The 20,297-nt window shown below is 58.1% G+C and carries 16 protein-coding genes; 6 read left to right on the plus strand and 10 right to left on the minus strand.

Annotation, left to right across the window (positions count from 1 at the left end; all coding sequences use genetic code 11):
• Positions 1-106: 106 nt before the first annotated feature.
• Together MTX78_RS07780 and MTX78_RS07785 are read right to left on the minus strand one after the other, a co-directional pair.
• Positions 107-919: a hypothetical protein gene (locus tag MTX78_RS07780; protein ID WP_243801445.1), complete on the minus strand. Its 813-nt coding sequence runs from the start codon at positions 917-919 to the stop codon at positions 107-109.
• Entirely contained in the window at positions 916-1,419 is a 504-nt protein-coding gene (locus MTX78_RS07785) for a glycine-rich domain-containing protein (RefSeq protein WP_243801447.1), read from the minus strand. Before MTX78_RS07785 ends, MTX78_RS07780 begins: the two co-directional genes overlap by 4 nt.
• Positions 1,420-1,554: 135 nt before the next feature.
• Here MTX78_RS07785 and MTX78_RS07790 point away from each other — a divergent pair, with 135 nt between their 5' ends.
• Positions 1,555-1,926, plus strand: a complete 372-nt coding sequence (locus MTX78_RS07790; protein ID WP_243801449.1) for a hypothetical protein — start codon at positions 1,555-1,557, stop codon at positions 1,924-1,926.
• Positions 1,927-2,089: 163 nt separating this feature from the next.
• Here MTX78_RS07790 and MTX78_RS07795 read toward each other — a convergent pair whose 3' ends face one another.
• Positions 2,090-3,205, minus strand: coding sequence for an NAD(P)-dependent alcohol dehydrogenase (locus MTX78_RS07795; RefSeq protein ID WP_243801451.1), 1,116 nt, complete (start codon positions 3,203-3,205; stop codon positions 2,090-2,092).
• Between the two features lie 234 nt (positions 3,206-3,439).
• On the opposite strand from MTX78_RS07795, the gene MTX78_RS07800 reads away from it, so the two are divergent.
• From MTX78_RS07800 to MTX78_RS07815, 4 genes are all read left to right on the plus strand, one after another.
• Positions 3,440-4,423 carry a formylglycine-generating enzyme family protein gene (locus MTX78_RS07800; RefSeq protein ID WP_243801453.1) on the plus strand — a complete coding sequence of 328 codons (984 nt, stop codon included), beginning with the start codon at positions 3,440-3,442 and terminating at the stop codon, positions 4,421-4,423.
• A gap of 518 nt (positions 4,424-4,941) precedes the next feature.
• Positions 4,942-7,488, plus strand: a complete 2,547-nt coding sequence (locus tag MTX78_RS07805; protein WP_243801455.1) for a type IA DNA topoisomerase — start codon at positions 4,942-4,944, stop codon at positions 7,486-7,488.
• A 33-nt stretch (positions 7,489-7,521) separates the two neighbouring features.
• Positions 7,522-7,785, plus strand: coding sequence for a hypothetical protein (locus tag MTX78_RS07810; RefSeq protein WP_243801456.1), 264 nt, complete (start codon positions 7,522-7,524; stop codon positions 7,783-7,785).
• A 21-nt stretch (positions 7,786-7,806) separates the two neighbouring features.
• Positions 7,807-8,034, plus strand: coding sequence for a DUF2905 domain-containing protein (locus MTX78_RS07815; protein WP_243801458.1), 228 nt, complete (start codon positions 7,807-7,809; stop codon positions 8,032-8,034).
• A gap of 9 nt (positions 8,035-8,043) precedes the next feature.
• On the opposite strand, the gene MTX78_RS07820 is transcribed toward MTX78_RS07815, so the two are convergent.
• From MTX78_RS07820 to MTX78_RS07835, 4 genes are all read right to left on the minus strand, one after another.
• Positions 8,044-9,879: a prolipoprotein diacylglyceryl transferase gene (locus MTX78_RS07820; RefSeq protein ID WP_243801460.1), complete on the minus strand. Its 1,836-nt coding sequence runs from the start codon at positions 9,877-9,879 to the stop codon at positions 8,044-8,046.
• A gap of 337 nt (positions 9,880-10,216) precedes the next feature.
• A complete protein-coding gene (locus MTX78_RS07825; protein WP_243801461.1) occupies positions 10,217-12,163 on the minus strand; it encodes a hypothetical protein in 1,947 nt (648 codons plus the stop codon).
• A 63-nt stretch (positions 12,164-12,226) separates the two neighbouring features.
• On the minus strand, positions 12,227-13,978 hold the full coding sequence (locus MTX78_RS07830; protein WP_243801463.1) for an SBBP repeat-containing protein: 1,752 nt from the start codon (positions 13,976-13,978) through the stop codon (positions 12,227-12,229).
• A gap of 209 nt (positions 13,979-14,187) precedes the next feature.
• Positions 14,188-15,678, minus strand: coding sequence for an SDR family oxidoreductase (locus tag MTX78_RS07835; protein WP_243801465.1), 1,491 nt, complete (start codon positions 15,676-15,678; stop codon positions 14,188-14,190).
• A 234-nt stretch (positions 15,679-15,912) separates the two neighbouring features.
• On the opposite strand from MTX78_RS07835, the gene MTX78_RS07840 reads away from it, so the two are divergent.
• Positions 15,913-16,869 carry a hypothetical protein gene (locus MTX78_RS07840; RefSeq protein WP_243801466.1) on the plus strand — a complete coding sequence of 319 codons (957 nt, stop codon included), beginning with the start codon at positions 15,913-15,915 and terminating at the stop codon, positions 16,867-16,869.
• Between the two features lie 129 nt (positions 16,870-16,998).
• Here the strand turns inward: MTX78_RS07840 and MTX78_RS07845 are convergent, their stop codons facing one another.
• From MTX78_RS07845 to MTX78_RS07855, 3 genes are all read right to left on the minus strand, one after another.
• Entirely contained in the window at positions 16,999-17,175 is a 177-nt protein-coding gene (locus tag MTX78_RS07845; RefSeq protein ID WP_243801467.1) for a hypothetical protein, read from the minus strand.
• A gap of 183 nt (positions 17,176-17,358) precedes the next feature.
• Positions 17,359-18,507 carry a diaminopimelate decarboxylase gene (gene lysA, locus MTX78_RS07850; RefSeq protein ID WP_243801468.1) on the minus strand — a complete coding sequence of 383 codons (1,149 nt, stop codon included), beginning with the start codon at positions 18,505-18,507 and terminating at the stop codon, positions 17,359-17,361.
• 179 nt (positions 18,508-18,686) lie between these two features.
• Entirely contained in the window at positions 18,687-20,054 is a 1,368-nt protein-coding gene (locus MTX78_RS07855; RefSeq protein WP_243801470.1) for an aspartate kinase, read from the minus strand.
• Positions 20,055-20,297 lie beyond the last annotated feature (243 nt).

Here is a 20,297-nt window from a genome sequence, read left to right on the forward strand (position 1 = left end):
CAAGTCCTAAAGATGTGGACTTCGCTCTGAAGTTGCCCGCTTTCTTAAAAGAAACGGCCTAGGCTTTCGGCATACTGCCTGTGGCTTCCGTGCTACGGGGGCTGCCTCAGTCGCCGCCGCAACCTCCGCAGCCCGAGCAACCACTGTCGCCGCCACATCCACTGTCACTGTCGCCCCCGCAACCGCTGCTGTCAGACTCGCCGTGGCCGCCACAGTGGCTGTCGAAGGTGTCGCTATGGCTCGGCCAGCTGAAGTCGCCCCCGTCACCGCCGCTAAAGTCGCTCCCCAGGTCATGGGCCGGCTCGGGAATTTGTCGTAGCTCCCGTTCAAGTTGGTGGCCTACTTCGGAAGAGAAGGAAGGTAGTAGAAACAGCATGCCGCCAAGGTGCTGGCTGAACTGGCGAGCGTCGGAGGGGTTGCTGGCGACTCGGCTAGCAAATTCTTTGTCGAGACGTGCTAGCTCGTTTTCTGTGGCGGCCTGTAGTTGCTTGCCTTTCGGAGTCAGGTAGCGTATTTGGGTCAGACGCCAAAACCAGTGGTGCGAAAACAACTGCCCGGTCCGCATATTCTCTTCGATAAGCTGGTAATACGCACGCGGAGTCTGCGCCTTCCCAAAAATCATGCGCACGTACTGCTTGAACGGTATCCGTAGCTGATCATCGGCCTGTAAAGCATTGATAAGCAATGCCTCATGCGGTAAAGCTTGGTAAGTGGCTAGCGCCGGTCCCCCTATTACAAACTGCTGCCACGTGACCGGATCGAGGAAGTGCGGCCGGTATTGCTCGGTGCTAATGGCTAGTACCTGCTGACGCAGCAAGTCGAGGAACGTGACGCGCAGTAATTGGCGCAGACTAGGATTGTGGTACTGCTCGAGCAGCAACAGCAGCTCGGCGGGGGAGTGAGAGGAAAGGCTGGTCATGTTTTGCGACGGAAACGAAGTTTAGGTAGCAGCCAAAAAGCACTCAGGTTCACTCGGCGAAAGTTTACATCTCGAAATCGGGTTTCATTGTCGGGCCAAATATCGGCGGGTGCCGCGGCGCCAAATACCTCCTGGTAGAGCGCCTTGGTGCGGCCGTACCAGTCGTTGAATTTGCCGCGCTCGGCATCGCCACCGCGGGTAGGGCCGTGATGAATCGGGCGGCCAAGCACTTGCTCGCAGAAGTCCAGCCAGTAGGAGCGGGTATAGAGCAGGTGCAGGTGCCACACCTGGTCCACTTGGTCGGAGGGGGTGAGCGACTGCTCGGTCAGGCAGAGCAGAAACATAAATTTCTTGTACTCCAGCACCGCCCGCAGAGCGTATTCGAGGGGCCAGCCATTTTCGCGCGCCAGCCGGTCGGTGAAGGAAAACGCCGCAGTTGGATCATCCAGCTCGAAGCGCCGGATGCGGTTCCACAGGTCGGGTTGCCGGACTGGCATCATGCGGGAAGTGGTGGCAGCTATGCGTTTTCTAAAGGTAGCGGATTTTGAATGTAAAAAGCTGACTTGCAGCTCCACAATACCCTTTTCTGGCTCTGGGCGTAGGTGTTTCTAGTGTCCATCTAACTTTCTAACCGTATGAATCAGCCTATTTCTCGTAAGCAGCACGGCTTCTCCGACCTTTCCTATGTTCCGCTCGCCCTTGCCCTGCCTAGCCTGGCAGGATTTGAAGACGAAGAAAAAGCCGTTGCGGTGACCCGCTTCCTGGCCGGCAACGTCGCCACTGTGGGGCTGTTCACCCGCGCCGAGTGGGGAGCAGTCAAAAAAATACCGTTCAAAGCCCACTTGCTGCTCGATATAGGTGCAGGAGTAATGGCTGCCGCTTCACCTTGGCTGTTCGGCTTCGCCGACAACAAAAAAGCTCGCAACGGCCTCTTGCTGCTTGGCGCTATGAACATCATGGCCGGCGCTTTGTCGCGGCCCGAAGAAATGCCCGAGGATACTTATTAAGAGTTCAGAGTATACAAGACACCGAACGGCCTTGCACTTGCTTCTAGATGAAAGCAAGTGCAAGGCCGTTCGGTGTCTTGAGAATAAATATCTAAAAGCTAACGAGCTAGTTCCTCTCCTCATCTGAGAAGGGGAACTAGCTCGTTAGCTTTATGAAGTAACGTTACGCCTCTTCTTCTTTCAAGGACTGCATGTCGATGACGTGGCGGTAGCGCACTTCTTTGTCCATCAGGTCGTCGAAGGCTTTGTTGATTTCCTGCATGGAAATCATCTGCACTTCGGGCAGGATTTTGTGTTTGGCGCAGAAATCGAGGACTTCTTGCGTTTCGGCAATGCCGCCGATGATGGAGCCGGCTACGGTGCGGCGGTACATGGCCATATCCATGTTGTTGAGCGGCTTTTTGTACTCGCCTAGCAAGCCCACAGCTACTACGGTACCATCGAGGTCGAGCAGGCTGACATAATCGGTGATATCGTAGGCGTCGGGGATGGTGTTGAGGATGAAGTCGAACGAGGCTTCGTGCTGCTTCATAGCGTCGGAGTCGGTAGAAATCAGTACTTCGTGGGCACCCATTGCCTGGGCATCCGCCTGCTTCTCTTTGGACGTGGTAATAACCGTCACGTTAGCGCCTAGAGCTTTGGCCAGCTTCACGGCCATGTGGCCCAAGCCCCCGAGGCCCACAATACCGACCCGGTCACCTTCCTTCACGTTCCAGTGCTTCATCGGTGAGTACGTGGTGACACCTGCGCACAGAATCGGCGCGACGGCGCTGAGGTTCAGCCCTTCGGGGATACGGAGCACGAAGGATTCCTTCACGGTGATATTGGTGGAGTAGCCGCCGAAGGTATTGGCACCGTTGCCATCGGGCTTCATCGGGCCGTTGTAAGTGGCCGTCCAGCTTACGGGGCCTTGGCAATAGTTCTCCTCGCCTTGCTGGCAAGGCTTACACTGGCCGCAGGAGTCTATCATGCAGCCCACACCCACGATGTCGCCTACTTTGAACTTGGTGACGGTGCTGCCAACTTCCAGCACTTGTCCTACTATCTCGTGGCCTGGTACACAGGGGTATACTGTGTTTTTCCAGTCGTTTTTCGCCTGGTGCAAATCGGAGTGACACACGCCGCAGTACAGAATGTCAATGTGCACTTCGTCGGCTTGGGGCGGATGCCGCTCGATTTCCATGCGCTTGAGGCCGTTGAAAATCGAATTGGTGGCGCCGTAGGCAGGGGTTTTGATAGTTGCGACAGTGCTGGATGTGGGGGAGGTGCTGGTTTCCATGAGCTAGAAAGATTGGTTTTGGAGGTAGGGAAGAGTGCGATAAACTCAGGCAGCCGGAGCGGCTAGAGTACTAAGGAGTTACGGTGACCTTTAGGAGACGTTGACAGTTGGGCAGCTAATAGCAAAATGTTGTTGGCTGTAAGCCAACCCCGCTGGCACCGACCTTTTCCTGGCATAGCTTTGTTGCTCTTCCTCCCACCAAATCAGGTGTGGGCGTAACGATAACAGCAGCGTATGCCGCGTAGAAAAAATAGCTGGACATTCCGTTTAATGCTCTTCCTGGTGCTAGGGCTAATTCCTATGGCTACATGGGCGCAGAAAGGCCGCGCAACCACTGGCCCACCGGCGCTACCCGCACCGCCCGGCACCGTGCGAGTAACTGAAAACCTGTTCATTGACCAAGCAGAAGTAGCCAACATCCATTGGCTGGAATACCTGCACTTTATCCGTCGCGACTCTGCGTTAGCCTTTTACAACTCTCAATTACCTGATTCTACGGTCTGGCAACCCGTCCCGACAGTTGAGCAGAAGCAAGCGCCCCAAGCGTACTTCCGGGCTGCAACGTATGTGTATCATCCGGCCACGGGCATTAGTTACGAGCAGGCGCTGGCATATTGCCACTGGCGTAGCATCATGGTCAACCGTGGCTATTTCCAGAGTGTGGAATTTCGCAAGCAGCACCCCGAACTGCGCGACTACCAGGTGACGGTTGAGTTCGGGTTGCCCACGGAAGCCGAATGGCAGCTAGGTGCAGCCGGGAGCTTGCCGGCGGGCCCGCGCCCCTTCGAGGTAATCCAAACCAAACCCGCTGGAAAAGTCAAAGGCCAAAAGTTAGCCGCTGTCAAAGACCTAGTAGCCTGCCTCGACGCCCAACAACTGCCACATTCTGCCACCGAAGTAGCCTATGAGCTGCCGTTCAACCTACAGGAAAACTACTACCTGGCGGGCAGCAACCAGGTATTCACCTGCGCCCCACCCAAAGCGGAATTTCCGTTGCAGCTAACCGTACGAGGGCCACTCAACGGGTTTGGAATGCAGCACATTATCGGTAACGTGGCAGAAATGACGGCCGTCAAGGGTATGGCCAAAGGCGGCTCTTTCAAAACCTCCGTGCAGGATCTGAAATTAGCGTCGCGCCAACTATACCAAGGCCCGCAAAGCTGGTTGGGCTTCCGGTGCGTAGCCACAGTCCGGATAGCACCGAAGACGGGGCAGTAAGACAATTCAATGCGTAGCTAACGGAAATTACACGAGCTATTCCACTCGAAAGCCAAAGGTCTACTATGCTATCCGACTTAAGCGAAGAACAACTGTTTCTGTACGACTTCATGAGTGACATTTCTGAGAGATGTTACTGTGCCGGCTGGTTGCTGAATTTGGAGTACGTGCTTTGGAATGCTGTGCTAACAGGACCTAGAAAATATGGCCACGGCATGATTACGCAAGAGGATATACATGAACTGCTGTCCTTGGCAAACCGCACGGATAGTTGGATCGTCTTCGATGATGAAACCGAGGAAACGGCCGTAGCGCTTAGTTTCTGGCGAGCTAAGTACCTGAATGATATTTCACTCGATTCGACTCTTATCAAAGGTTGAGGCAGCTAAGCAAATTCGGGCGAAACACCTGCTCACTACGCAACTGAAAAACGACTTTTTCTCACTGTATCTTTGTTGATTCCCTGCTGACCGACACGTCAGCGAAGTCAGTTTACTTACTCAGCGAGAATCAACAATTTGAAAGTCTGCATTGCCGAAAAGCCGAGCGTTGCCCGTGAAATAGCCACTGTACTCGGGGCCAACCGACGCATGGACGGTTACTATGAGGGCAACGGCTACCAGGTCACTTGGACATTCGGCCACTTCTGCCAGCTCCGGGAGCCCGAGGACTACCGCCCCGAATGGAAGCGTTGGAGCATCCACGACCTGCCCATGCTGCCCGAAACTTTCGGCATCAAGCTCATGCGCCGCGACGACGGTGTGGTGCGGCAATTCACGGTTATCAAAAATCTGCTGGCCAACGCCGAGGAAGTGATAAACTGCGGCGACGCCGGGCAGGAAGGGGAGGTGATTCAGCGGTGGGTGCTGATGGAAGCCAAGTACCGCAAGCCATTCAAGCGCCTCTGGATTTCGTCGCTCACCGAAGAAGCCATTCGCCAGGGCTTTGCCAACCTGCGCGACGGCGCCGAGTTCGACAAGCTCTACCAAGCCGGCAAAAGCCGCGCCGTAGGTGACTGGCTACTTGGCCTGAACGCCACGCGCTTGTTTACGCTCAAGTATGCGGCGGGTCAGCGGCAGGTGCTCAGCCTTGGCCGGGTGCAAACGCCCACGCTGGCGCTGCTGGTAGACCGGTACCACGAAATTCAGAACTTCAAGCCGGAGCCGTATTGGGTGTTGCGCACCGAGTACCGCGGCACCATGTTCAGCCACGTCGCGCCGCCCAAAAAGGGCAAGGCCGATGACGATGAACCCGACGAAAAGGCTCGCCTGAAAGCCCGCGGCTATTTCGTGAGCCAGGAAGAAGCCGATGCCGCCATGGCTGCCGTGAAGGACGTGCCACTCACGGTAACGGGTGTCGAAATCAAGAAGGGCTACGAAACGCCTCCTTCGTTGTTTGACCTGACTTCCTTGCAAGTGCAGTGCAACAACCAGCTGGGACTTTCGGCCGAGGACACGCTCAAGACAGTGCAGAGCCTCTACGAGAAAAAAGTGGTGAGCTACCCGCGCGTAGACACCACCTTCCTGCCCGACGACCAGTACGTGAAGATTCCCGACATTCTGCGGGGCTTGGGTGGCTACGCGGGCCTGACGGCGCCGCTGCTGGCCACCAAAATTCGCAAGAGCACCAAGGTTTTCAACAACAACAAAGTCACCGACCACCACGCCATCATCCCGACCGGCGCGAGTGCCGGCGGCCTCGGCGGTAACGAAAGCAGTGTCTACGACATCATTGTGCGCCGTTTCCTGGCTGCTTTCTACCCCGATTGCGAAGTCTCGAACACCACCGTAACGGCCGAAGCGGGTGGCTACCCGTTTCGGGTGCGCGGCCGCCAGATTTTGAATCCTGGCTGGCGCGTGGTGTACGGCGACCCCGAGAAGCAACAGGCGCCTTCCGCCCCCAAAGCGGCTGGGGAGGGTGAAGACGATGTGGTAAGCACGGTGCTGCCCAACTTCGTGAAAGACGAAACCGGCCCCCACAAGCCCCGCCTCGACCAGAAAGTAACGCAGCCCCCGCGCGAATACAGCGAGGCCATGCTGCTACGCGGTATGGAAACCGCCGGCCGCAACGTGGACGACGACGAGCTGCGGTTGGCCATGAAGGAAAACGGCATTGGGCGCCCAAGTACCCGCGCCGCCATCATCGAAACGCTGTTCAAGCGCGGCTACATCGTGCGCGACAAGAAGAAGATTCTGCCTACTGCCACTGGCGTTGAGCTTATCGGGCTTATCCGTAACCCCACGCTTAAGTCGGCGGAGCTGACCGGGCAGTGGGAGCGGAAGCTGCGCCAGATAGAAGCTGGCAACTTGGATGCTGGCTTGTTTTTGGATGAGCTCAAGCAGCTGGTGCGCGAAATGGTGATGGAAGTGAAGCAGGACGGCTCGGGCCGCGGCATCACCGTCAGCAAAACTGAGCTAGCCGACCTCACGGGCCAGAAGAAAGCCGCCGCCACCAAGGCTGCTCCGCCCAAAGCCGCCGCTACGCCAGCTGTTCCCGGTGCGCTTGGGCCGTGCCCGGCTTGCGGCAGTGGCCACGTGCTACGCGGCAAATCGGCGTTCGGCTGTTCGCGTTGGCGCGAAGGCTGCCAGTTCCGGCTACCTACCGAGTTCGAGGGCAAGAAGCTCACCGACAAGCAGATGCAGCCACTGTTAGTGAAGGGCCGTACGCCGGTTATCAAAAGCTTCTTGGACGATGCTGGCCAGAAGTTCGACGCGGCTGTTCGCCTTACGCCACAGCGTACGTTGGAGCTGGTGCGCGCGGCCGAAAGCAAGCCTACTACCGCCACCGACCCCGGCCAGATTCCGTGTCCGGTGTGCCGCCTTGGCCAAATGCTGAAGGGCAAAGCCGCGTATGGTTGCTCCCGCTTCCGCGAAGACTGCCAGTTCCGGGTACCCTTCGAGTGGGGCGGCAAAACCCTGAGCGACACGCAGATGAACCAGTTGTTGCGCAAAGGGAAAACCGGCGTCATACGTGGTTTTATATCGGCTAAGTCGGGGCAGCGGTACGAGGCGGTGCTACAAATCAGCCCTGAGGGTCGTATTGAGCCGGTATTCGGGCAGGGATAGAGAAGTAAGTTTCTGAAGCAGTATATTACTTATATGAATCAGTCAACTTTCTTGCCGCGCCTGGCCGCCTATTGCATAGGCTTACCTGTGGTGGTCATCCTCTATCTGTCTTCGCAGAGCATCATATCTAGGGAAGTGATGTTGCCACTTGTTGCGGTGGCTCTGTTTGTTGCCATTTGGGGACAAGCACGTATTCGGCGCTCTTATCCCCAGGATTTCAGCCAGCGGGTGGAATGGCAAGCTTTCGGAGTATTTCTGGTCCTGGTGATAATAGGGGCCGTATCCATCTTTGGATAGCAGCAAACTCAGTGGTTGGCTATGACGCCCCAACTCGGTAAACTCCTTGTTTTTCTCGGTTTAACCGTGGCGGCCCTTGGCGCTTTTATCTGGCTCGGGGGTGGCTCGTTGCTGAGCTGGTTTGGCCGCTTGCCTGGCGACATCCGCGTTGAGCGGCCCGGCTTTCGGTTGTACGCGCCTATCGTTTCGATGCTGCTGGTGAGCGTGTTGCTAAGCGTGCTGCTGTGGCTGTGGCGGCGTTTCGGTTGAGTTAGGGGCTTAGCGTTCCTTGCTCAGCCGGTACTGCAGGCGTACAGCTACTTGATGATGGCGGCCGAAGTTGGTGGCACCGTATGGCTCCACCCACAGGCCCGTATGGCCCACCGGCACGCTGGCACTTACAAACCCCATGCTTACGTCAGGTGTGTATTCAGACAACGCTACTCCTGCCAGTACCTGCCGGCTCCAGGTGGACCCCAGGCCGGAGCCCAACGCTATGCGGCCAGTTGGATTGCCTAGCCCAAGGGGGCCGGCCCCATAATCGGCTTGAGCGAACAGGATGCGCCGCACACCCAGCCAAAGCGCGCCTTCTGGCACTACATTTATTTTGTCTAGGCCTCTTGACACATCATACCTCCCAACGTGTGCCAGATTGCCCACGTGAAGGCCTACCCGAAAGCCGTAGCCAAATCCGCCGGCGCGTATCCTATCCCGCTGAATGTGAGGATTTATATCAAACAGGGAGAAGCGTTGGCCGTCTTTAGGGTTGGCTGTAAGGAAGGGCCTACCCGGCGTAAGCTGTTGGGCATTCACGTATTCCCGGCCTCCCCACACACCTACTCCATAGCTCACACGGCCCGCTTTACGCTTCGACGGGCGAGTATACGCAAAGTCGCCCCCTACGGCCTGATACTGATGGTAGTAGCCCACTCGGTACGCCGGACTAGAACAACCGCCTCCGCCATCTATATCTTGGTCGTAGGTGCCGTTGATGAAGCCGGGAGTAAAAGAGAAATAAGGAGTTTCAGTTGAATCGGCAGGGACTTGGTTAGTGAAGAGCAAGACCACCGACGCTGCCGTGAGTGGCAAACCAATCCGGCGCGTGGTTACAGCGCCGTGCAAGACACTGCCCGTCGCCAGCACTACTACAACCAGCAGTGCCGCCTTTACCACCACTACCTCAGGTGATGTAAGCGCGCCAACAGGTAGCAGCAACGTGCAAACGAGCACTGCCACCACAACCAGCAGATTCCGCACTGGCTGATTGGTGGGCGGCACGTCTGGTATCAGTGCCATAAGGCGGGCGCGGTACACCAACAGGCCCCATGCCCCGAGCAATAGCGCCGCATAAGGCAGCAACACCCATTGCAACTCCAGCATAGAAATGCTTCCCAACCTGACAATACCCGCGCCCACAGGTTCACTGGCTGGGTCGCGCCAGAAGTCGATAAGCAGCCGCCCCACTACCAGCAGCCCAGCTTGCAACAGGGCCCGGCTGCCCGCCGGCCACGCTCGGTGGCGCGTCAGCCAAAGCACCAGCCCAACCCCCGCACAGAGCACCAGCGTGTAGAGTTGGGTAGGGTGCAGCGCGAGAGAGTGAGGGGCCCCCGGGGCTAGTAGGCCTTGCTGCTGCTGAAAGAGGTAAGGAATAGACCCCGCGGCATACGTGACTCCCCAGCTACCATCCGTCACTTCCCCGAAGCAACAGCCCGTCAGCAGGCACCCCACGCACTGCACCACCAAGCCCGCGCAAAACGGTCCCGCAAACACATCGGCCACGTGCCAGCTGAAACCCAGCCAGCGGCGCAACAATACCAGCGCCACCGCAAACCCAACGCCGCCGCCCAGCACCGACCGGGCCGTAGTGGTGGGCCATTGGCCGTGCTGTAGCAGGGCAGGCCACTCATGCGCAGGTATGGCAACTAGCTTGGTGCCAACGATGAAAGCCAACGTGCTGGCTGCTAACAACACCAACCATGTCTGGAGCGGATAGCCGCGTTGATAGCCCGCCCGCAGCAACAGCGCCAACTGCACCCCGAAAGCCAGCACGTAGCAGACGGTGTAGTACTGGTGCCCTTCGGCGGAAGGCAACAACAGAGTAGAGAGTAGAAACATAAAGGCAGCATTGGGAATGGCGGAAAGCGCACAACATCCTTCCGGGTGGAGCTACTCGTTTATGTGCCTTCCCGAACGGGTTTGCCTTGTGATGGGCAACGGTATACGTTCCAGTTGTGGACGGCTAAAAGAAGCAGGCAGCTAAGTACTTACAAGCTATTGGGTCTTCTGCACCCGCCCCAACGACAACCCTTCCTAATCAGACTTTAATCTGTCCTTGCTTCACCGGTAAATAGCAGATATAGAATACTGTACGTGCGTAACCAAAGGACATTGCAGCGCGCAACCCCAGAAGCTTCAGGTGCGGGCGGGGAGCCCGGATGTTCGAGAAAAGACACTACTCCACTACCAGCCGGCCTGGGTTCACGACGACCTCTCCATCCTGATGCACTTCGTAGAAATACAGACCTGGTGCAAGACCCGCGCGGTTGACAGGCAAGTCCAGCCCTTTCAGGTGCGTAACCTGACGTACGGTGCGGCCTAAGGCATCGCGCAAGGTTAAGGTGGCATCATGCAGGGTCGGGCGGCCACTCAAGCGCAGCACCGCCGTTTCGGCTACGGGGTGGGGTAGCACCACGGCCCGTACTTGCCCACAGGTAGCGCATGCATTTCGCACGGCTTGCACAAGTGCCGGAGCGCTACTGTCATAGCCGTCGAAAGCACCGCCCTGAAATTTTGTGCTGCTGAAGCCCGTGCCTGAACCGGTTGGCGCGCTAGGGGCGCCAGGACCGCTCATGGTTCGTACGCCACGGATAGAACGGTGGCTGGTGCGGTCAGCAAGGGCACTGCCCCCGTAGCGCCGGTCGGATACAGCCGCCCAGGAATCCGGCCGGCTCCAGTTGCCGCCGCGAAAATTAGAGCCTAGTACGTCGGTGCTATTAGGCCAGGTGAGTTGGTTGTGCTCACCAGTGGCGGCCAGCGCGCCGTCGCCCGGGCTACCATCAAACAGGCCCGCGTTGGTGGGGCGGCCGCCATCCTGCGCCGCTACGGTTACGCACCGCTCCCAGCAATTAGCCGTCATTTCCATCACCCCATAATAGGTAGCGCCGCTTTGCTGGCGGGTGGTAGCGGCCCTCGCGAAAATGCCGCACCGCAGCGGTCCTGCGCCGCCATCACCGCCCGCAAACGTTTCATTGTTGTAGGCACAATTGGCGGCAATATCGGTGGTTTCGGTGCCGTTTTCGGTTCCGCTGATGGTCCGCGCTGCCGTGATGCTGGCGTTGCCCCAGGCATACTCACTGGCAACGGCTGGCTCCGGACCCCGACAAATTTTCTCGTATTGCAGTTCTGTCATAGGGGCCAGGCCAGCCCAATCGAGGTAGGCGGCACCATCGGCCCAGATCAGAAAATTGGCGGCGCGGTCGGGGCGAGCACAACTGAACACGACCGGCAGGGTGGTGCCCATGCCACTGGCCGGACAAGTGATGGTGTTGCGCTGGGCACCTGCGGCAGTACTAGCGTTGGCCATGACGTAGGTGGCACCACCCGCCGGACTGTCGTTGGCAATATTCACCGGAACTCGCCGTATTTGTTGGGTGCGGCTAAGCGCATTCAGGAAATCGGTGTATTGGCCTTGGCTCAACTCGTACTTCATGCAATACTGCGCCCCAACGCCTTTTGGGTAAGCAGCAGAAAGCGCCGCCGAGCCTGCGTAAATGGTGTCGCCTACGGTTATTTCGTTGCCGCTGCCACCGCCGCCGCCTTCTTTGGCCCACCGGATGGCCCCGGCGGGCAGTGCGGCTTCGCTGGTAAGCTGCGTGAGGGAGCCGGCTACCCGCTGAAACTCAGCTTCCAGCGCAGCTTGCTTGGTGCTGTTCAGGTTGAAAGCCCCTTCCGGGATGTACACCATTTCGGTGGCGTAAACCTTGATTTCGTAGGAAGAGCCCGTGTTCAGCGACAGGCCCTGCGCCGCCGCATTCCACGTAACCCGAACGCCCGCCGCCGCAAAGGAGCCGCTGCCCGTACCAGCACGGTGCAGCAGCAGGCCCGTACCGTCGTTGGTGTCACTCCACGCCACACCAGCAGGCGTTTGGGGTTGGTTGAAACCGAGGGTGGCATGGCTCCAGCCAGTGGTAGAACCCACTGCCCGGTACTTCACAAACACCCAGGCTGCATCCCAATTGGTAGCATCGCGCCAGGAGTTGTCCCATTGAATATCAAACAGGATGTCTGCTCTGCTACCCGTGTTGTTGGTTAGCCGGACGTTGGAAACGGTAAGGTTGTTGGCCTGGACTGTTCCCCAAGACAGCAGCAAAACCAATAGGAAGGCGTAGCATTTTCGCATAGAAATTCAAGCAGCAATGATCGGATAGAATGGCGGCACAGGAAACCCGGCTCAAGATAATAGCTAGTGCACAATGCGCAGGCTGGCACTGGCCATTTCACTGCTAACGCGCACCACATACAACCCAGCTGCCAGTCCCTCCAACGATACGACGGCCCGCTGCCCATTGCCTTCTGGCAGGAAGTGCAGGGCTTGCACCTGGCGGCCCAACCCATCAAAAAGAGCGGCGGTAGCGGGCCGCCGCGAATTCAGTTGCACCGTGAGCTGGTTGGCTGCTGGGTTAGGCCAGGCGCTCAGGTCGGCGGCTAGCTGCGCCGAAGCAGAGGAGGTGCCGGCCAAGATATTTTGAAGCCGAGCCACAAAAACGTCGCGGACGTTGGTGGGCTGCGAGGTAAGCGGCAAGCTACCATCCGCGGTGAAGGGGCCGCCGGTGAAGTAGCCGGTGAGTACGAGGTTGCCAGCCGCATCGGGCGCGACACCATAGCCGAGGTCGTCGGCGGGGCCACCCAGGCGCCGGAGCCAGCGCAACGTACCGGCTGCCGTATAGGAAGCCACTACGGCATCGGAAACGCCGGCTGCCGTGGCCGTAAGGGGCGTGCCACCAGATGTGCCGGTTGGGAAGCTGATGGTTTGCTGGAAGTAGCTGAGCGCGTACACATTATTTTGTGCGTCGGCCGCAATGTTGATGCCGGTGTCGAGAGCTGGGCCACCAGCGGGCCGCGTCCACAGAACAGTGCCTTGAGGCGAGTATTTCACCACCACCACGTCGCGGTTGTTGGCGGTGGTAGCAAGTTGCACCGAATCGGTGGGCGTGTTGGTGAGGGTTAGCGCGTCGTTGAAGTACGTCATCAGGTAGATATCCTTGCGACGGTCGGTGCAGATGCCGCGCCCGATAACCACCCCGGGGCCGTAGCCTACGCGGCCCCAAAGTGGCGCGCCGTTGGCATCATACTTCACCACAAACGCCGCCGCTGACCCTGAGCGGGCTCGAATGACAACGGGTATGCTACCCTCCGCGCCTTCAAACGTGGCCGTTCCCCTAAACGACCCCGTCACGACGCAAGCGCCGGTCCGGTCTACGGCAATGGCTCGGCCGGCATCAGTTTCACTGCTACCACCACGCCGGGCCCACAGCAAGGTACCCACCGGACTGTATTTAGCTACCACTACATCGGTTGCGCCCGCGCTGTTGAGGGTGGCAGTACCGCCTCCGAAAACAGGAGTATCCCGAAACTCGCCGGTGATATAGGAATTGCCTACGGAGTCGGTGGCAACGGCATAGCCACTTTCAGCTGACGTGCTGGCGCTACCGATACTGCGGGCCCAAAGCAATGCCCCAGTTGCATCGTATTTCACCAGAAACAAGTCGTCGGCGCCGGCACTGGTTAGCACGGGCATAGTGCTAGGGCCGCCGGTTTGGAAGGTAGCCGCGCCCGAAAACGAGCCGATTACAGTGGCGCCACCTTGCGCGTCGAGGGCTACGCTATTTGCCTCTTCGGTACCGGGACCACCGCCCCGCCGTGCCCACAGCAACGTTCCGGACGGCGCGTATTTCGCCAGAAATACATCGGCCGTGGCGACCGTGCCCGAGGTGGGCGGTGTGCTGACGAGGCTAACTTGGTTGGGCGTGGTACCGAACGTGGCCGTGCCCCGAAACACGCCGGTTACGTAGGCGTTGCCTTGCTCATCTACGGCCACGCTGCGGCCTTCATCGGCGCCGGGGCCGCCGGCTTGCTGGTTCCACTGAAACGTCTGGGCTCGGCCCGGAAGCAGTGCAGTAAGTAAGAACAGCGAAATGAGTAGGAGTTTCTTCATGTACCAGAGGCTAAAAATGAACCAGGACAGTAATATACCATGTCAGCACATGAAAATTACAGTAGAAGGTACACAAGAATTCAGCTCCAGCTTCACTTGTCCCGCCGTATCTCCTTCACCTAGTAGAAAAGAAAAAGCCAACCAGTAGCCAGAGAATAGACGGCCCGTTAGCATCGCCTATCCTGGCTACTCGTTGGCTTACGCAGGATTCAGTTGGCGCTGGCTGGGGTGGCGTATTGTGGCAACGGCGTTGATTCGCCGTACTGCACAATGTTCTCGATCATGCCCCGGAAAATAATGAAGTGGAACGGCACCAAGGAATACCAGTAGAGCCGGCCCGCCAGGCCCCGCGGGCGGAAGGAAGCCAACTGTTCCAGGGTGTGCGACCCATCGGCGTTGGGCAGAATGCGGAATTGCAACCACGCTTCGCCGGGGAGTTTCATTTCGGCGTAAAGCAACAGGCGGCCGCTTTTCCGGTCGGCAACGAGCACGCGCCAAAAGTCGAGCGGGTCGCCGGCGCGCAGGCTGGTGGGGGAGCGGCGGCCTCGGCGCAAGCCTACGCCACCGGCCACTTTATCCATGAGGCCCCGTACGCGCCACAGCCAATCAACTTTGTACCAGCCCCGTTCTCCGCCGATGCTCCACACGTTTTGCAGCACCTCTTGGGGTGGGCGCGTGAAACGCAGCGTCTGGCGGTCGGTGAGCAGGCCGTGTTGCGGAATCTGGATGTGGTCCATGTAGTTGCGGGGCATCACGCCGCTGCTGAGTGCGTCGCTCCAGCTGCTTATCACTTCGTTTTGCTCGATGCGCTGGAACGCTAGCTCCACGGCGGCATAGTAGCTCATGCATTCGTGGGGCAACACGCGGGTTATACTGCGCGCCGGATCGGTTACGGTATCGTTGCGCAGGCTTTCCACCAAGCTCTGGGCCAGTGAAAACGTGGTGCGCGTCACCAGAAACAGCCACCACGACGAGAGCCGCGGCGTAAGCACGGGCACCGTCACAATGTAGCGCCGGTAGCCCCGCACACTGGCCAGTTTCAGCAGCATTTCGCGGTACGTCAGTACATCGGGCCCCCCAATGTCGAAGGATTGGTTGAGGCAGGCCGGGTTGTCGAGCACGTGGGTCAGGTAGTACATCACGTCGCGGATGCCGATAGGCTGGCAGCGCGAGTTCAGCCACCGTGGCGTTACCATCACGGGTAGCTTTTCCACCAAATCCCGGATAATCTCGAACGAGGCCGACCCCGATCCAATAATAATGCTGGCCCGCAATACGGTGAGGGCCGCTTTGCATTTGCTTAGCACCTCTTCCACCGCTTTGCGCGAGCGTAAGTGCGTGCTCAGGTCGTGGTCATTGGCGATGCCGGAAAGGTAGATAACCTGGCGGGCCGTGGTGGTGTCAAGGTACTGCCCGAAGTGTTCGGCGGAACGCTGCTCCGACTGGAAAAAATTCTTGTCGTTGCCGCTCATGGAGTGTACCAGATAATACGCCGCGTCGATGTCGGTGGGTAAGTCCTGCAGCGACTCTGGTTTCAGCAAGTCGCCTTGTACTATCTGCACGCGGCTAAGCAGTCGTTCGGGTAGCTCGAAGCGGCGCGGGTCGCGCACGAGGCATAGTACATCGTGGCCAGCTTCCACTAGCAGGGGGAGCAGACGTTGGCCGATATAGCCGTTGGCACCAGTGAGCAGGATTTTCATAACGGTCAGGCAAGGAGTGGTTTCTCTTTAACCGAAGCGCGGCCATTCAGTTGCCTAAACTGCTGGCTGGTTGGCGAAATCACCAGACTTCGCACGTGCCACCTAGCACAACCTGTTTATTTATAGTAAAAAATATATATTTAACTAGTTTCCAAGCTGGCCGCAGCAGTACAGGGCCAGCGGTGGCAAGCAGCTAGCACCCGCTAGGTTCGAAAACTAACCCGCCATTCCCCGATGTTCCGCCACTTCTTTCGCTTTCTCGGGCGCTTGTATGAAGTTTTCTGGATGCTGCTCCTGACTGCTCTGCTAAGCGTGGCGGCGGTAGTAACTTGGCATTTCTACCAGCAGGAGCAGTTTCAAAACCAACTGAAGCGCCAGGGCCGACCCGTAACAGTACGAATCGAGCACACCGACCGAAAGCCGCGGGCCATCTGGGATGCGCTAGGCAACGCAGTGTATATCGACTTCACGTACCAGCAGCGCCCCTACGAAGCTCGCTGCATCAGCGACACCGTGTGGCTATCGGAGGGGGAGCCCATTACCTTGCTCTACCACCCGCAACTGGACCAGTTTGGCCAACTGCAACAGGTGCAAGCTCCCGCGCAGACACGGGTCGCGTCGAGGCTGATTAAATGGACGGTTGCCACCAAATTCGATCAGGAAACCAAGGCACTGGGGCTCTTCCTGTTGATTGCAAGCACGTTGTTTTTCGTTGGAAGTGGCGTGCTCGTGTACCTCACGGGCCTAACGTTTATCCGAGTTATTGCGCGAAGTGTGTTGCTTGTGGGGTTGGGAGCGGGGGGCGTATTTTTCACGTACGATACCATCGCGTATTATCGGTACGCAGTCCAGCTGAAGCGCAACGGGCAGCGTATGGAGGTGGTCGTGCACGATACCGACCGGCATACACATGGTCGCAAAACCAGTTGGCACACCTACGACGCCACTTTTCGGTTCAACAACCAGGACCGGGTAGTAGCTATTGATGAAGCCGACTATAATCGTTTGAACACCAGGGGCTCACGCCTTGCCGTACGCTACGAAGCGGCCTTGGACGACTTTATTGCTGTCGACTACCCCCCGCGCCTCTCTCAGGTGGTGATGCCTCTGTTTTTCTGGTTGCTTTTTGTTTTGCTGATTCGGCCTGCGCCCGTTCGCCAGTCTGCCCCCCAACCTGACAAACAGCTCTGAAAGGCAGGGCTGATACGAGCAGGGCAGGCGCAGTCATCTGCTGGTTGACGAAGCATAACGGCACCCCCGCTACAGCCTGTACACGGTTAGCATCGCCTGTAGCCGCACTGGAATGGAGCCGGTGTAATTCTACAGAAACAAGCCCAGCGAGTTGTTGCTTTCCAGGCTGTCAAGCAGTTCGTGTAAGCGTTGCACCCAGGCCCGCTGTTCATCGGTCAATTCGGAGTTAGCAAGCTGCTCAACTAAGCTTTGTGCTTCCTGCAAGCTGCAAGTGGCTGCCGGAAGAGAGGTGCGATAAAGTATCAAACAAGCCCATAAGTACATGCGGTAAGTAGATGATAGAACTAGCCAACGGCAACAATATACACGCTTGCTGCTTCACTTAAACTGGCTCCTACCATCTCCACGCGGGAGCGGCAAGAGCCAGTTACTATGTGCAACGTACGCCGGGTGAACACCCAGCGCAAAGCTTCAGCAAGTTGTCGGCGGTTATTCGCCTACGTACACGGCGGGTGCTTTCTCGCGCAAGTTGTACCCCGACGACATCACTTCTCCATACGCTCCCGCCGAGCGGATAGCGACCAAGTCGCCGCGCTGCGTTTCGGGTAGAAGCACGGCTTTACGAAACGTGTCCGACGACTCGCAAATGGGACCTACCACATCGTAGAGCTGTTCTGGGGCCTGGCTGCTGAGGTTCTGAATGTGGTGGTAGCTGCCATACAGGGCTGGGCGCATCAGTTCCGTCATGCCAGCATCGAGGATGGCAAAATTGGTTTGCTGGCTCTGCTTCACGTATAGCACCTTGCTCACCAACGTGCCGCACTGCGCTACCAAGGCCCGGCCCAACTCTACGTGCACCTGCTGGCCCGGCCGCCGGATAAGGTGCCGCTCGAACATCGAGAAGTACCCTTCAAAATCCGGAATCGAGTGCGTATCAGGCTGCTCGTAGCTGATGCCGAGGCCGCCACCCACGTTGAGGTGAGGCAAGTGGTGGCCCTGGTCGGTGAGGGCGGTTTGCAGGTCGTTGAGCCGCTCGCTGAGTTTGGCAAACACCTGAAGGTTAGTAATTTGGGAACCAATGTGGGCATGCAGCCCAACCAGCTCCAAATTCGGCAAGGAACCCAGGTGAGCTACCACCGCCGGCAGATCAGTGAGGCTGATACCAAATTTGTTGGCCGCCAAGCCAGTCGTGATATGGGGGTGCGTATAAGCGTCCACGTTAGGATTCACCCGCAGCGCCACCCGTGCCTTGCGGTTTTGGGCGCCAGCCAGCGCATCCAGCACCGCCAGTTCCTCCGCCGATTCGGCATTGAAGCACCAGATGTCGGCGGCCAGGGCCAGGTTGATTTCCGCGTCCGACTTGCCCACGCCCGCAAACACGATGTGGTCGGGGGCGAAGCCCGCATCTAGGGCCCGCTGCACCTCGCCACCGCTCACGCAGTCGGCACCCAAGCCCCGGTTTTTGATGCGTTCCAGCACGGGTAGGTTGGCGTTGGCCTTCAGCGCGTAGTGCACTTGGAAGTTGCGGGGTTGTGCTGCTTGCTGCAACGCTGTCAGGGTCTCGTCGAGCAGGCCAAGGTTGTAGTGGTAGAAGGGGGTGGGCTGCGACAGCAGCGCGGAAGAAAGTTGAAAAGACATAGGGCGTAAGGGCCTGACCACGTTAAGAAGACCAGTGCTAGTGTTAAAGCTAAGCACTGGTTGATGCACTTACTTTTGCTGCCTGTTAAGGGTGTGCAACCGAGTAAGAACTAGAGGTGGTTGACTAGGGTATGTGTATGGGTTCTGGAAAAGAAACTACAGAAAGCAGCTAGCTGGGCTTAGCCTACCAATTCAGATTCTCCCTTGGGAGAGGAGGTGAAGGCGTGCGGCCGAAACAGACCCCTGTTCAGCGCTTGCAAGGTCTGCACTTTGTCGGAGGTATGCACCAGGATGCTGATGTTGTTGGGGGAGCCGCCGTAGGAAATCATGCGCAGCGGAATATCTTTCAGTGCCTCAAACGCTCGTTGTGCCGCCCCGTGGTGGGCCTGCACCAAATTGCCTACCAGACAAATGATGGTTTGCTGCTCGTCTACTTCCACGGTGCCAAAGCGGCGCAGCTCGTCCAGGATTTGGGGCAGGCGGGTGGTGTCGTCGATGGTAAGGGATACGGCTACTTCCGACGTGGTAATCATGTCAATGGAAGTGCGGTACCGCTCGAATATCTCGAACAAGTTGCGCAGGAAACCATGCGCCAGCAGCATCCTGCTCGACTTCACATTGATAGCCGTAATACCGTCTTTGGCTGCTACCGCCTTGATGGCTTCGTTGCCGGTTTTGCTGGAAATGAGCGTACCGGGGGCCTCCGGCTGCATGGTGTTCAGCAGCCGCACTGGGATGCCGTGCAACCGGGCCGGAAGTACCGAGCTTGGGTGCAGAATCTTAGCTCCAAAATATGCCAGTTCCGCGGCCTCGTCAAACGACAATTCGCGCAACGGATATGTGTCTTGAACGATGCGCGGGTCGTTGTTGTGCAAGCCGTCAATGTCGGTCCAGATTTGAATTTCCGTGGCATCCACGGCCGCCCCGATAAGCGAGGCCGAGTAATCGGAGCCCCCACGCTTGAGGTTGTCGATGAAGCCCTGCGCATTGCGGCAGATGTAGCCCTGCGTGACAAACAGCTTTTTGCTTTCATGCTGCGTCAACTGGGCGGTCAAATGCTCCTGGATATAGGCAGTGTCGGGCTCATCGTCCTGGTCGATGCGCATGAAGTCTAAGGCAGGCAGCAGCACGGCATCGTACTGCAAAACGCTGGTCAGATACTGATGAAACAGGTAGGTGCTCAGTAGCTCGCCCTGGGCCAGAATCACCCGCTCACCAGAAGCCGACAGCGGCTGCCGCATGAGGTCGAAGATGGCACGAAAGATACCGTCCAGCTTTTTGATAGCCACTGTTGCCAAGGCCTCGTCAGCAAATAACTCGCGGGCTATCATGTGGTAGTCTTGGCGCATGATTTCAATGCGCGACGTGGCGGCCGTCTGGTCGCCGTCGTAGAGGAGGCGCGCGATACCAACCAGGGTGTTGGTGGTGCCGCTCATGGCCGACAGCACCACAATGCGTGGCTGTTCCGGGAGGTCAATCAACTTGGCCACTTCGCGCATCCGTTGCGCCGACCCGACGGACGTGCCGCCAAACTTGAGGATTTTCATATAGGTGAAAAGAAAAAGCAGAGGCGTGACAACAAACAAAAAGCGCCGGTCCAAAGAGGACCGGCGCGGAGGGTTCAGGAGCAGCTAGGTGCAAGGAACAGCAACGACGGTCAGGCCGGAATCCGTTTCTTGCATTTCTTGACCAATCCGCACACGCCCTCAGCTCCAACCAGCGGCCGGGCAGTGAAAGCGCATACAAAAGCGAAAGGGGTCATGGGAAATGAAAGCGAGCAGTAAGGCGTG

Origin of the sequence: Hymenobacter tibetensis, assembly GCF_022827545.1 — a bacterium.
Taxonomy (GTDB): Bacteria; Bacteroidota; Bacteroidia; order Cytophagales; family Hymenobacteraceae; genus Hymenobacter; species Hymenobacter tibetensis.

What these genes read in the sequence shown, in the direction of transcription:
- MTX78_RS07810 (WP_243801456.1), top strand. Translation starts at nt 7,522, where the DNA reads ATGAATCAGTCAACTTTCTTGCCGCGCCTGGCCGCCTATTGCATAGGC.
- MTX78_RS07815 (WP_243801458.1), top strand. Translation starts at nt 7,807, where the DNA reads ATGACGCCCCAACTCGGTAAACTCCTTGTTTTTCTCGGTTTAACCGTG.
- MTX78_RS07825 (WP_243801461.1), bottom strand. Translation starts at nt 12,163, where the DNA reads ATGCGAAAATGCTACGCCTTCCTATTGGTTTTGCTGCTGTCTTGGGGA.
- MTX78_RS07835 (WP_243801465.1), bottom strand. Translation starts at nt 15,678, where the DNA reads ATGAAAATCCTGCTCACTGGTGCCAACGGCTATATCGGCCAACGTCTG.
- MTX78_RS07795 (WP_243801451.1), bottom strand. Translation starts at nt 3,205, where the DNA reads ATGGAAACCAGCACCTCCCCCACATCCAGCACTGTCGCAACTATCAAA.
- MTX78_RS07855 (WP_243801470.1), bottom strand. Translation starts at nt 20,054, where the DNA reads ATGAAAATCCTCAAGTTTGGCGGCACGTCCGTCGGGTCGGCGCAACGG.
- MTX78_RS07840 (WP_243801466.1), top strand. Translation starts at nt 15,913, where the DNA reads ATGTTCCGCCACTTCTTTCGCTTTCTCGGGCGCTTGTATGAAGTTTTC.
- MTX78_RS07780 (WP_243801445.1), bottom strand. Translation starts at nt 919, where the DNA reads ATGACCAGCCTTTCCTCTCACTCCCCCGCCGAGCTGCTGTTGCTGCTC.
- MTX78_RS07820 (WP_243801460.1), bottom strand. Translation starts at nt 9,879, where the DNA reads ATGTTTCTACTCTCTACTCTGTTGTTGCCTTCCGCCGAAGGGCACCAG.
- MTX78_RS07800 (WP_243801453.1), top strand. Translation starts at nt 3,440, where the DNA reads ATGCCGCGTAGAAAAAATAGCTGGACATTCCGTTTAATGCTCTTCCTG.
- MTX78_RS07830 (WP_243801463.1), bottom strand. Translation starts at nt 13,978, where the DNA reads ATGAAGAAACTCCTACTCATTTCGCTGTTCTTACTTACTGCACTGCTT.
- lysA (WP_243801468.1), bottom strand. Translation starts at nt 18,507, where the DNA reads ATGTCTTTTCAACTTTCTTCCGCGCTGCTGTCGCAGCCCACCCCCTTC.
- MTX78_RS07785 (WP_243801447.1), bottom strand. Translation starts at nt 1,419, where the DNA reads ATGATGCCAGTCCGGCAACCCGACCTGTGGAACCGCATCCGGCGCTTC.
- MTX78_RS07790 (WP_243801449.1), top strand. Translation starts at nt 1,555, where the DNA reads ATGAATCAGCCTATTTCTCGTAAGCAGCACGGCTTCTCCGACCTTTCC.